Origin of the sequence: Zhouia spongiae (assembly GCF_022760175.1) — a bacterium.
Taxonomy (GTDB): Bacteria; Bacteroidota; Bacteroidia; order Flavobacteriales; family Flavobacteriaceae; genus Zhouia; species Zhouia spongiae.
On the sequence record NZ_CP094326.1, the window covers coordinates 1,592,611 to 1,606,063 of the forward strand.

Annotated in this window: 7 protein-coding genes; 4 read left to right on the plus strand and 3 right to left on the minus strand. The window is 39.2% G+C overall.

The genetic code is table 11. The features are described 5' to 3' along the window. Positions 1-19 precede the first annotated feature (19 nt). The 3 genes from MQE36_RS06955 to MQE36_RS06965 all read right to left on the minus strand — a co-directional run bounded on the left by MQE36_RS06955 (position 20) and on the right by MQE36_RS06965 (position 7,128). A complete protein-coding gene (locus MQE36_RS06955) occupies positions 20-2,320 on the minus strand; it encodes a family 20 glycosylhydrolase (RefSeq protein WP_242938442.1) in 2,301 nt (766 codons plus the stop codon). Positions 2,321-2,447: 127 nt separating this feature from the next. Further along, entirely contained in the window at positions 2,448-4,040 is a 1,593-nt protein-coding gene (locus MQE36_RS06960) for a RagB/SusD family nutrient uptake outer membrane protein (RefSeq protein WP_242938443.1), read from the minus strand. A 4-nt stretch (positions 4,041-4,044) separates the two neighbouring features. Next, a complete protein-coding gene (locus MQE36_RS06965) occupies positions 4,045-7,128 on the minus strand; it encodes a SusC/RagA family TonB-linked outer membrane protein (protein WP_242938444.1) in 3,084 nt (1,027 codons plus the stop codon). Between the two features lie 227 nt (positions 7,129-7,355). Between MQE36_RS06965 and MQE36_RS06970 the strand changes: the two genes are divergently transcribed. From MQE36_RS06970 to MQE36_RS06985, 4 genes are all read left to right on the plus strand, one after another. After that, on the plus strand, positions 7,356-8,393 hold the full coding sequence (locus MQE36_RS06970) for a sensor histidine kinase (RefSeq protein ID WP_242938445.1): 1,038 nt from the start codon (positions 7,356-7,358) through the stop codon (positions 8,391-8,393). 6 nt (positions 8,394-8,399) lie between these two features. After that, positions 8,400-9,125, plus strand: a complete 726-nt coding sequence (locus MQE36_RS06975) for a LytR/AlgR family response regulator transcription factor (protein WP_242938446.1) — start codon at positions 8,400-8,402, stop codon at positions 9,123-9,125. A gap of 83 nt (positions 9,126-9,208) precedes the next feature. Then, on the plus strand, positions 9,209-9,625 hold the full coding sequence (locus MQE36_RS06980; RefSeq protein WP_242938447.1) for an HYC_CC_PP family protein: 417 nt from the start codon (positions 9,209-9,211) through the stop codon (positions 9,623-9,625). A gap of 127 nt (positions 9,626-9,752) precedes the next feature. Beyond that, complete coding sequence (locus MQE36_RS06985; protein WP_242938448.1) at positions 9,753-13,442, plus strand: efflux RND transporter permease subunit; 3,690 nt, start codon at positions 9,753-9,755, stop codon at positions 13,440-13,442. Positions 13,443-13,453 lie beyond the last annotated feature (11 nt).

Here is a 13,453-nt window from a genome sequence, read left to right on the forward strand (position 1 = left end):
TCTAAAACTAAACAACTAACTAATGATAAAGCATGTTGGGCTTTATTTTGTAATAGGTAGTATCATCATCATGTGCCCTGAACAATAACGCTACGGAATTCCAATCAGTGGCCCATCCTTTTCTGATATTGTTCAGGTATAGAATTTTTAATTTGTGTAATCCCTTTTCCAGTGCGATCATACCCTGTTTTGGGTGTTTTCTGATGCTTTTTCCGTTATCTATGATTAAACTGTCTGATATCCATACTTTGTCTTGTAAACCTGAAAATGTATAAGAACCCTTTTTGGGTATTTCTACGAATCCTTCAATAATTACAGCTTTAAAGTTCGAGGAATCAATTTCATGTCCCCAGTAAAAAGTTTTATTAGAATCTTTAATGTTTTCTATGGTTCCGGAATCCCTGAACACCCCGGATTTTAGATCTTCAATATTCTGAAAGAACCCTTTAGCAACTTTTATCTTAAGTCCTTTTCCTGTTTTTAAAGTGTCGAGAGGCTCTTTATATGTAGTTTTAATGATGTTAAATTCATTAATGAGACTCATTTTTCCATGAGGTAAAACAGAAGCAACCTTTAAGACAGTATTCTTTTTAAATGTTAAAGGATGTTCGTAAACTTTGCTGTTCGTATTCGGATCTGTACTGTCTGTAGTATAAACTACTTTAACGGGATGGGTCGTCTTGAGCGGAATCGTGATACTGTCGATGAACTTTATAACCTTGGTTTCGGGTCCTTCAGCTAACGGGATGTGATAATTGAGATCTAATAAATCTAACTTTGGATATAAATCAGTTAGCCTGTCCAGAAAATCATCGTAATTCTTGCCCTCCGACCATAAGGTCTCTGCTAAAGCTATTGCCCGGGGGTAGAAAAGATATTCCAGCATATTATCTTCCGTAACATACTCGGTCCATACATTGGCCTGTGCTCCGAGTATGTGCTTTTGCTTGTTTTTTTCTATTTCTTTAGGAACCGGGTTATAGTCATACACTTTCTTGAGCGGCACATACCCTCCAAAAGCCATTGGTTCCACATTTAAGTCGCCTTGATAAAAGTTAAGGTACAAATGTTTTGAGGGGGTCATGATAACATCATGGCCGGCATTAGCAGCTTTTATACCGCCTTCTTCTCCCTGCCACGACATAATATTTGTAGTTGGCGTTATGCCTCCTTCCAGAATTTCATCCCATCCGATCATTTTTTTATTGTGGTTATTTAGTATTTTTTCCGCATATGCCATCAAATAACTTTGTAACTCATGTGTGTCCTTTAAACTTTCGCTTTTTATCTTGCTTTGACATTTGGCACAGACCTTCCATTTGTCTTTAGGAGTTTCATCGCCTCCCATATGGTAGTATTCATACGGAAACAGGGAGGTCATTTCATCAATGATCTGCTCGATGAAGGTGTATGTGCTTTCATTGCCTGCACACAAAATATTAGTCTCTACCCCCCAAAGGGTTCTTACTTCATATAATTTTGCTGTGCATGCCAATTCTGGATAAGCCGCAAGCGCGGCCATCATATGTCCCGGAATATCAAATTCCGGAATCACATCAATAAATCGTTCTTTAGCATATGCCACTACTTCTTTAATTTCTTCCTGGGTGTAAAATCCTTTATATATCGATCCGTTATCAGCTTTTCTCTTGGATCCGATTTCAGTTAATTTAGGATATGACTTGATCTCCATTCGCCACCCCTGGTCATCGGTTAAATGCCAGTGAAATTTGTTGATCTTAAACATCGATAAGATGTTTAAGTGTTTTTTGATAAAATCTGCTGAATAAAAATGCCTGGAAACATCCAGCATTAAACCTCTCCATCCGAATTTAGGCTCATCGGTAATCTGAGCATTGGTTATTTTGTATGAAACGGGGTTTTTACCTTCAATTGAAGGGTTAACAGGTAAGAGCTGGAGTAACGATTGTAATCCATAAAAAACTCCTTTTAAACTTTTACCGGTAACAGTAATATTATTTTGGGTGATGTTAAGCTCATAACCTTCTTCATTAAGATTTAAAGAATCATTGATGGTTAACTGTATAGTGTTGTTAGATTTGTGTGTATTTAAGCTAAGCTTGTATAGTTCATTAAGCTGATCTTTAAAATGGTTGATTAACGGATTGATCTTTTCTTCTGAGGCCTGGATGGAAGTTTTACTAGATAATAAAAAGTATCCTTCTTTAAGCTGAATGGACTTTGGTTTAGGAGTGATTTCAATGCTATCGACAACAATAGTATTCTCATCGTTGTTACATGATATAGTTGAAAGAACAGTAATAATAAGTACTAAAAAGAATAAGAAATACTTTTTCATAAATAGTAAGGTGTTTTGTAATATATCAGATGTGTCTCTGGGAAAATGATTTTTCTTTTAAAAAACAGAGGCAAGCTGAACAGCCTACCTCTTCACTGTTTTTTCTAAAAACTAAAACCAGATTAAATTAAAAATTTCCATTGCCTGTATCCCACCATAAGCGAGTCCCTCCGTTGTCAGGCCCTTTTAGATAGGAGATGGCAATATCTACATTGGAACCATTGGTGTTCTTTTCACTATCGACAAAGTTGATACGACGAACCTGGATATCTGTATCAATAGTACCGCCACTATTATTGATGACAACAGGAAATACTCTGGGGTATCCGGTTCTCCTGAATTCACTCCAGGCCTCTTGTCCGTCAGGAAACATGGCAATCCATTTCTGAGTAATAATTTGCTCCAGTTGTTCTTCAGGGCTACCCCCTTCATTGTATGCTATGGTGACATCGCTTGTATAACTATAGTCGTTATCAGTGTTTAGGGCATCGGTAAAATCAGCAGGTGTGCTTGTTGCATCAGTAAGATATGTATCTACTCCACTAACGCCATGTTGTTGGAAAGATGCTCTGACACCGTTCTCATAATTTGTCTTTGCGTCACCGGCACCAGCCCAGTTTCTTAACGCGGCCTCAGCTTTTAAGAAATGAATCTCTGCCGATGTCATCCATACTTTAGAAGTTCCCTGAACGACTTCACCTATTTTAGAGTGGCTCCCATATTGAGTTTTTGCATCAATTTCGATTCCCATACGGATTCCTTTGTAATCACCTAGCGAAGGGTCCTCAGGAGCAGAAAAATATTTTTCTATGCGTCCATCGTTAAAGCCTTTTAGGACAGACTCCATTTCAGCACTCATGCAAATGTCGCCCCATACATTACTTATAGTTTCGATGGGGTGTACAAAACCGCCCATATCAACTTGCATATTTTCAGTATCAAGCAATCCGGCAGCACTGGCCAGTGCTTTCTCCCCTTCAGATTTTGCCAAAGCAGGATCTACTTTGGAAACTCTTATGGCAAGCCTTAACCGCAATGAGTTTGCGAACATGCGCCATTTGGCAATATCACCTTGAAAGGAAGATTGGTCAAATGCTACAAATTGAGTGCTTTCGGTTTCTGCTTCTAGCCCTGATATGGCAGCATCCAACTCAGCAAAAAAAGTTTTATAGGCCGTTTCTTGCGAATCGTATTCGCCTGAGGTAGCAAAATCATTGAATTTGGAGTAACGAATTGGACCAAAAACGTCAGAAACACGATGCATGGCCATTACCTTGATGATGTTTGCAAGGTGCACGAATTTTTCCCCGTTTTCATCTCCCGACGCTTCAACAATATCGTGAATATCTTTAGCATGAGGCATAATCCCGTTACCGGCACTTGAGTCATAAGCATCAATCCATACAAAGGTATTCCATCCATTCACCAGACTATAAGTTTGATTATTGATATTTCCAGCAAAGGGAGTCGGAGCTGTCATGTACCCTGAAAATATATCTGCATTCAGGTTTTGCTGTAACTGGTAATTCCATGCCGGTTCAACACGAATAATATTGGCAAACATTGGTGCAAATTTGGTCCCAATGTGATTATTTTTTTGAGTCAGGCTTTCTAATGAAATTCCATAAGGATTTGTATTAGTGTCTTCAAAACTATCAGTGCAATTTGTTAAACTGAAAGCAGCAAGTGAAGCAAGTGTGTATTTTAAAATATGATTCATTTTCTTAGAAGTTTACGTTAATGTTTAATCCAATGCTTCTTGTAGAAGGTTGGTTGTAAATATCTACTCCCTGTAGCCCGATACCTGTGCTGGCAGCGATGTTAGGGTCGAATGGAGCGTCTTTATAGAAAAAGAACAGATTGTTGGCAATTAACGAGAAGTTCATGTTCTGGATAAAACTGTTTTCTATATTTAATCTGTAACCTACAGAAAGCTCTCTTAAGCTAACATTTGTAGCGTCGTACACATATTCACCCAGCATACCGTCTCTTCCTCCAACAGCGTTGTAATACTCCTGAGCTGTAATCTGTGAAGAAGCTCCGTTTTCATCAACAACATTAATCATCCCCCCATTTCTATTTCTTGCATTAGCAGTAGCTTGTGAGACACCATATTTGTCGTTAACAGCTTCTGTAACACTCATTACATCTCCTCCGAATTTACCATCAATAAGGAAACTGAAAGTCCAGTTTTTATAGTCTAAAGTGTTGTTCCACCCCAAGGTGAAGTCCGGTTGCGCATGAGCCACAGTTTCAAAATCTGTCGACATTAACGTGCCAGATGAATTAATCATTGGAGTTCCGTTTTCATCCCGTACTAATGAACGAGCTTTGATGCTACCAAAATCTTCTCCTTCAATTAATGAATACTCATAACCGTTAACCCCGCGAGCAGTAATAATGGCCTCTCCGTCTTGAAGTGATGGATGTACTGATTTTACCTTATTGTCGTTTTGAGCAAAGTTAAATGCAGTATTCCAGGAAAAATTGTCATTCATAACCGGTTTCCCGCTTAACACAACCTCAAATCCGTTGTTAGTTATTTCCCCGGCATTTACAATGTTTTGAGGATAGCCATATGGATTCGGTTCTGCCTGAATGAAGAAAATTTGATTAAGCGTTTTGGTGTTATAATATGTAAAATCAATACCTAACCTTCTTTGAAAGAAGTTCCATTCAGTACCAATTTCAAATGATTTTTGTCTTTCAGGCTCTAAGGTTTCTCCTTCAATAGGAGCAAAAGGTGCTGGACTCACTCCTGTATTTGTTGAATTTATTCCATAGAGAGGAATCGTAGCATACACAGGAATATCTTTACCAACCTCCGCATAAGAAGCTCTTATTTTTGCAAAGGAAACTGCTTCGGGAAATGATAACATTTCAGTTAATACACCGGTTAAACCTACTGATGGATAAAAGAAAGATTCAGAATCCGTGTTTACAAGTGTCGAAGACCAGTCGGCCCTACCCGTAACATCCAAGAATAACATACCTTTAAAGTCAAAGTTTGCTGAAGCAAATACGGATTGAACTTCACGGTTGCCGACAGACTGGTATATGTTATTGGTGTTTTCGAAATTCGCAATATTGAAAATGTTTGGATAGTTAAGTCCCAGGCCATCTCTTCCAGAATCTAGATAAACCTTGTCCCCGATGCTGTATTTGGTTAAACTGGCACCCAACAAAGCAGAAATGGATAGGTTATCCGATAAGTCATCGGAATAATTGGCAATCAGATCGATATACTGTTGAGAATTTTCCGTTTTCTCTAATACATATCTTCCGTTTTCACCAGAGTTTACAGGATCTGTACCGGCATATTGCCTTTTGTCAAATGTGAAGAAAGAGTTGTCTAAACTACCTCTCGATTGCAGTGAAAAAGATTCAGATATCTGGTACTTCACCGAAACGTTTGCAAGAACACGTTTAGCAATATCCTTACTCGGACTGCGATATGTTAACCAATATGGGTTTTGTTGAATATTCTCATCGAATGATGAAGCATACTGATCCATCATATTGTCCTCAACATTAAAATACTCAAATTTATTTTTATAAATGTCACGATCAATTCCAACCGGATTTAAATAGTGTCCGGTTAAAGAGTTAGAGTAAAGTCCGTTTGTAGGCCGGTTCCAGATGCGTTGATCGGAAAGATTGATACTGGCGGAAACATCGATTTTATCACCTAAGAACTTAGCAGTTTCACGTAATGTGATATTATTTCTCAGTAGTCTGTTTTCCGGAATTACGCCACTGGCAGAAGTGTTTGAATAAGAAAAGTATGTTTGTGCCTTTTGATTTCCGGCAGTTAATGATAGTGCATTGATAGATGTGTAACCGGTATTGAAAAAACTATCGGCATCATTTTTTAATCCGTTTGCTTTCGCTCCCCAGGATTTAGGATCGGATACCCGACCGTTTTCTGCTATCGGTTGCCCGACTGAAGCTGACTGATATTCTGACTGGAGTTCAGGTAATGATATAACGTTATCGACAGTAAAGCTTGTGTTGAAATTTACCGAAAGGGCGCCTTCTTTACCTTTTTTGGTTGTTATTAAAATAACACCGTTAGCTCCCTGGCTACCATATAATGCAGAGGCAGAGGCTCCTTTTAAGATAGTCATGCTTTCAATGTCATCCGGGTTTATTAACGACATGGCGTCACCACCATCGCGGTTTCCGGTCTGGCTACCGAAAATATCCGTTCCCGGTTCAGAACCATTGGCCCCGTTACCGTTGTTTAATATGGGAACCCCGTCAATTACATAAAGAGGGTCGTTGTTTGTGGTAGAGGCATTACCCCTTAAAACAACCTTTACTGCACCCCCCAATCCCGATGAACTTTTAGAAATGGTTAACCCGGCAGACTTACCCGACAAACTATTTATTGGGTTTGTTTGCTTTACTTTGGTGAGCTCGTCTCCACCAACTTCCTGGGCAGAGTAGGTTAATGCTTTTTTCTCTTTGGAAATACCTAATGCAGTCACAATAACCCCTTCAAGTTGCTGGGCGTCTTCCTGCAACTGCACATTGATGTTTGTATTGCCCGTAACGGTTATCTCCTGGGTTTTCATCCCGATAAATGAAAACCTTAGTGTCTCGCCTTTTGAGACACTGATGTTGTAATTCCCGTCAAAATCTGTTTGGGTACCTATCGTTGTCCCCACCACAATAATATTGACCCCAGGTAATGGTGAGCCATCCTGAGCCGAAGTAACCACCCCTGAGACTTCTACTTCCTGAGCAGATAAACAGAAGATGGAAACAAAGAATAAAATAGTTGAAGCTAAGAATTTTTGTTTCATATTGTTTGGTTTTGTTTGCCCCAAAGTACCCTAATACAGCAGGTTAAAAATTTTTTTTATACCAACGACAACGTTTTCGTAATAAACAACAGCCGTTTTTGGACTTTGTGCAAATAGGGTATTTTGGTATTCGCAGCTTTTTTGAATAATAATTTGTATAGTTGTATATTTTGAGCGTTTTACATGAGAAAATGATTGTTTTTGTTGATTTATACTAAAGTCTTTTAATGAAAGAATATACTGTTCACAGAACGATACCGACAAGGTATCATCTGTACTTTTGGGTGTCTTATTTTGTTTTTAATGTTTTAAGATGGGGGAGTTATTTTGATGATTATTGGTATTCACTAAAATCCAATCTTGTAGAGTTTCCGCTGCATATTCTATTGGTATACTTCAATATCTATTTCTTAATTCCAAGATTTATCTTTAAAAAGAAATATGTCGAGTATGTAGTGATTTTTATATTGTGTCTCGGGGCACATTATGTCATTCGGTCCGGACTTAATTTTTGGCTGGTTACTGAAGATGTATGGCCGGAAGCACAAGGAGGGCAGGAGGCATTTGGGTTTAATCATATCACTGCCGTAGTCGTAGGAGAATTATACGTGGTAGGCTTGACCTCTGCAATTAAATTTTTTGCAGATTATATATATGAAAGAAACCAAAACCAACAATTAAGGGAGCTGCAATATCAAACCGAATTGAAATACCTGAAATCACAAATCCAGCCTCACTTTTATTTTAATACCCTCAATAACCTGTATGCATTAACACTTAAGAAATCTACGCTGGCTTCGGATGTGGTATTAAAACTCTCCGAAATAATGCAATACATAATATATGACGCAAACAAAAAGAAAGTAGATCTGATACATGAAATAAATTATATCGATAATTATGTTGAGCTTGAAAAGATTCGCTTTGGCGAATTGGTGCAGATCAATATAGGCATCAGCGGTAGTATAGAAGGGATCAAGGTAGCTCCGTTGATATTTCTCCCTTTTATAGAAAATGCCTTTAAGCACGGGTTGAAAAATACGAATGACATGGTGCTGGATATTGAATTTGAAAGTAACAGCCATCATTTGCTGTTCAGGTGTAAAAACACCTATAACGGAAATGTAAAACCAATGGGTAAAAGTGGAATAGGAATTAAAAATGTAGAAAGAAGATTAGAAATTTTATACCCAAATAGATATAAGTTGGATATATTTGACTCGAACGGCAACTTTGAAGTCCTCTTGGAAGTGCCTTTAACATAACAATTTATGGATATTAAGTGTCTGATAATAGACGACGAAGCCCTTGCAATCAGTGTCATAGAAACACATCTTGAAGAATTCAGGAATATTGAGGTAGCAGGTGTTTACAATAATCCTGTTGATGCACTTCCTGATCTTGAAAAAGGGGGTATAGATGTTATTTTCCTCGATATCAATATGCCGAGAATGAGTGGACTGGAGTTTTTAAAAACACTTCCTGAATACCCTCAGATAATACTCACTACGGCCTATAAGGAATATGCCCTGGAGAGTTATGAATTTGATATACTCGATTACCTGGTAAAACCGATCCCCTTCAGCCGTTTTTTAAAGGCCATAAATAAGCTGAGGGCTGTGCTGTCTGAAAAAAGAGAAGGAGTTGCCAATGATTTTAAACAAGACAGTCATTTGTTTCTTAAGGTCGATAAGAAACTGGTTAAAATATACCTGAAAGATATTCTGTATATCGAAAGTTTGAAAGATTACATAAAAGTTACTACAAATGAAGGAAATTATGTTTCCCATAAATCAATCAGCAGTATTACAGAAGAATTACCGGAGGAGTGTTTTGTAAGGGTGCATAAATCATATACGATTGCCATAGATAAAGTGAAACTTTTGGAAGGGAATATGATTCAGATTCAGAACAAAAGGATTCCCATAGGAAGAAATTTTGCTACGAACGCCAAGCAAAAAATATTAAAAGATAAAGGCAATCTGCTAAACGATTAAATAACTGAATCGATACCTTCTAAAGCTCAAACTTTTGTTAAAGAGCGAGGTAAAATCTTTTTTTTTGTACTTTTGATTTCGAAATGAAAGAATACTTCCATAAAATATCATCTATGATCATGGCGCTTTTGGTGCTCCTCTCAACGGTGTCTTTTGCCGTGAGCAAGCATTATTGTGGTGATTTTTTAGTGGATGTGGCGATAATGACACAGGCTGAAACTTGTGGGATGCAAATTCAGCAAAACATTTATAATGAGGAGTGTTCTTTTCAAAAAACCTCCTGTTGTACAGATCAAATTAAATTGGTTGAAGGGCATGATGAGGTAAAAACAGCTGCAAACGAGTTAGACTTTCAACAACAAGTTTTCATAGCCTCATTTGTTTATGCCTATGTTAACTTGTTTGAGGGGTTAGAGGATAATATAATTCCTCATAAAGATTACCCCCCACCTCTTTTGATCAAGGATATTCATATTCTTGATGAAGTCTTTTTGATTTGATTTATCTATTGAATTTAATACAGTAATTATTGTGTTAAAATAGTACCCAGCTCTGTGTTTATGGAGCTAGTGGTGATGTTGATGTTTATAACTAAACGATAACATTTATATATTCAATACGTAAATCATGCTCAATAAAAGTATCAAATTTTTAATAGAAAATAAATTGGTAGCCGTACTGCTTCTGGGCCTTTTTGTAGGCTGGGGTATTGTACATGCACCTTTCGATTGGAAAACAGGACTATTGCCAAGAGAGCCCGTGGCAGTAGACGCAATTCCCGATATTGGAGAAAATCAACAGATCGTTTTTACCAAATGGGACGGTCGCTCTCCGCAAGATATAGAAGATCAGATAACCTATCCATTAACAACATCCCTGCTCGGAATACCAGGAGTGAAAACCATTCGTAGTTCCTCCATGTTTGGATTTTCGAGTATCTATGTGATCTTCGAAGAAGATGTGGAATTTTACTGGAGTCGTAGCCGGATTCTGGAAAAATTAAATTCACTGCCGGCCGGATTACTGCCCGAAGGGGTTTCTCCAAGCCTGGGGCCGGATGCAACAGGATTAGGCCAGATATTCTGGTATACTCTCGAAGGCAGAGATGAAAATGGAAACGTTACCGGGGGATGGGATCTCCACGAACTGCGGAGCGTGCAGGATTACTATGTTAAGTATGCCCTTTCATCAGCTAGTGGAGTTTCTGAAGTAGCTTCCATCGGAGGTTATGTCCAGGAATACCAAATAGACGTAGACCCGGAATTACTGAAACAATACAATATCGGATTGGATGCTGTGGTGAAAGCCGTAAAAGAATCCAACAGAGATGTGGGAGCTCAGACCATTGAGATCAATCAGGTAGAATACCTGGTACGTGGCCTAGGATATGTGAAATCTATAGAAGATATTGAAAACGCAGTAGTTGCAGTAAACAATTTCGTATCCATCCGCGTGAAAGATATCGCCAAAGTAAAATTAGGTCCGGCGCCAAGAAGAGGGATATTAGATAAAGAAGGAGCCGAAGTAGCCGGAGGTGTTGTGGTAGCAAGGTATGGAGCCAATCCGCTGGAAGTGATCAACAATGTAAAAGAAAAGATCAGTGAAATAAGTGCCGGATTGCCATCCAAAGAACTGGCTGACGGAAGAACTTCACAGTTAACGATAGTTCCTTTTTATGATAGGGCTGAATTGATTCAGGAAACTTTAGAAACGCTGAATGAAGCACTCACCATGGAGGTGCTTATTACCGTATTGGTGATTATCATTATGGTCTTTAACCTGAGAGCTTCCATCTTGATCTCCGGCTTATTACCGGTGGCTGTACTTATGGTGTTTATTACCATGAAAATGTTCCAGGTAGACGCAAATATTGTGGCCTTGTCGGGAATCGCCATCGCCATCGGAACCATGGTGGATGTCGGCGTAATCCTCTCCGAAAATATAATAAGGCACCTCGATGAAGATGGAAATAAACTCCCGGTCAATCAGGTGGTGTTCAATGCCACAAAAGAGGTGTCAGGAGCGATATTAACCGCAGTAATGACCACGATCATTAGCTTTATTCCGGTATTTACCATGACCGGCGCCGAAGGGAAGCTGTTCAGACCGCTCGCCTTTACCAAAACGATGGCGCTTACAGCTTCGATCATTGTAGCGTTATTTTTAATACCTCCTTTTGCAGCCTTTATTTTCAGGAAGAATAAAACAAGAAAAAGTATTACCCTGATTATCAATATTACCCTGGTAGCCCTCGGATTATTCATATTGATACTTGGATACTTCTTGGGAGTAATTCTAATGGCGTTCGGAATCTCAGCCTGGTTGAAAAACCAGGGGAAAATCAATAAAGAACAGTCAAACATTGGCAACATAGTAATCTCAGCATTTGCCATTGTGTACTTCTTAGCTGAATACTGGCGCCCGCTGGGAGTTGACAGAAGCGTTTTTGTCAACCTGATATTCGTCGGGGTTATAGCCTTCGGATTGTTAGGCATATTCACCCTTTTCAGGAAATATTACGTGGGCATACTAAAATGGGCCCTGGCCAATAAACTCATGTTTCTGTCTATCCCCACCCTTATCGTGGTTTGTGGTTTCCTGATCATGAAAAACACCGGGAAAGAGTTTATGCCTGCCCTCGATGAAGGTTCCTTTTTACTCATGCCAACCTCATTACCGCATGCAGGAGTGGAAGAAAACAAACGAGTACTGCAACAACTCGACATGGCTGTTGCTACGATACCTGAAATTGAAACAGTGGTAGGTAAAGCAGGTAGAGTAGAATCGGCCCTCGATCCGGCACCCCTTTCCATGTATGAAAATGTCATCATCTATAAACCCGAATATATAGAAGATAATGAAGGAGGAAGAGTACGTTTTAAAGTAAATGAAGACGGATTGTTTGAACTGAAGAATGGAGATGTTATAGCCTCCGGGAATGCAGTTGAAGCAACAGATTTAATTAAGGACGAAGCCGGTGAATTTTATAGAAATTGGCGAAAAGACATCAAGTCTCCGGATGATATCTGGAATGAAATTGTAGCCGTTACCAAATTACCGGGCGTAACTTCAGCACCTAAATTACAGCCAATTCAAACCCGGTTGGTAATGTTGCAAACCGGGATGCGGGCTCCTATGGGAATAAAAGTGAAAGGACAAGACCTGAAGCAAATTGAAGATTTTGGATTGTCCCTGGAACCCATTCTGAAAAATGTGGAAGGGGTGAAGAAAGAAGCCGTTTTTGCCGACCGTATTGTCGGCAAACCATACCTGCTTCTGGATATCGACCGCAATAAATTGATTCGCTATGGAATCTCCATTGAAAGGGTACAACAGATCATAGAGGTAGCCGTGGGAGGTAAAATACTGTCGCAAACAGTCGAAGGAAGAGAGCGCTACGGAGTGAGAGTGCGCTATCCAAGAGAATTGAGAAGTTCGCCGGAAGATCTCGAAAATATATATGTTCCTGTCGATAACAATGCGCCGGTACCTTTAAGTGAATTGGTGACCATAAAATACGAGCAGGGGGCACAAGTGATCAAAAGTGAAGACACCTTTTTAGTAGGCTATGTGCTGTTCGATAAATTAGACAAGTATGCTGAAGTTGATGTGGTCGAAAAAGCACAGCAGGCTATTCAGGATAAAATCGATAGCGGTGAGCTGACCGTGCCGAAAGGGATCAATTATCAGTTTACCGGCACTTATGAAAATCAGATCAGAGCCGAGAAAACTTTGTCCCTGGTGGTACCCTTGTCATTATTGGTGATTTTCCTGATCTTGTATTTCCAGTTCAGATCCGTATCTACTTCTTTAATGGTATTCTCCGGAATCGCCGTTGCCTTTGCCGGTGGCTTTTTACTTATTTGGTTCTATGGTCAGGATTGGTTTATGAACTTTAGCATTTTCGGAACCAACCTGAGAGAACTGTTTCAAATGCATACCATCAATCTCAGTGTAGCCGTCTGGGTCGGATTTATTGCATTGTTCGGGATCGCTACCGACGACGGGGTAGTAATGGCAACCTATTTAACACAAACCTTCGATAGAAATAAACCTGTAGATGTAAGTCAAATCAGGGCTTCTGTAGTAGAAGCAGGAGAAAAACGAATCCGGCCATGTTTAATGACGACGGCTACGACGATGCTTGCTTTACTGCCGGTATTAACATCAACAGGGCGGGGTAGCGACATTATGATACCAATGGCAATACCCAGCTTTGGAGGAATGCTGATAGCATTAATTACACTGTTTGTAGTTCCTGTGTTATTCAGTTGGAAGAAAGAAGCAGCATTGAAATTTAAAAATGTAGAATCATAAACAATAGCATT

Coding starts and splice junctions, on each gene's coding strand:
- MQE36_RS06975 (WP_242938446.1), top strand. CDS start 8,400: ATGGATATTAAGTGTCTGATAATAGACGACGAAGCCCTTGCAATCAGT.
- MQE36_RS06955 (WP_242938442.1), bottom strand. CDS start 2,320: ATGAAAAAGTATTTCTTATTCTTTTTAGTACTTATTATTACTGTTCTT.
- MQE36_RS06965 (WP_242938444.1), bottom strand. CDS start 7,128: ATGAAACAAAAATTCTTAGCTTCAACTATTTTATTCTTTGTTTCCATC.
- MQE36_RS06985 (WP_242938448.1), top strand. CDS start 9,753: ATGCTCAATAAAAGTATCAAATTTTTAATAGAAAATAAATTGGTAGCC.
- MQE36_RS06960 (WP_242938443.1), bottom strand. CDS start 4,040: ATGAATCATATTTTAAAATACACACTTGCTTCACTTGCTGCTTTCAGT.
- MQE36_RS06970 (WP_242938445.1), top strand. CDS start 7,356: ATGAAAGAATATACTGTTCACAGAACGATACCGACAAGGTATCATCTG.
- MQE36_RS06980 (WP_242938447.1), top strand. CDS start 9,209: ATGAAAGAATACTTCCATAAAATATCATCTATGATCATGGCGCTTTTG.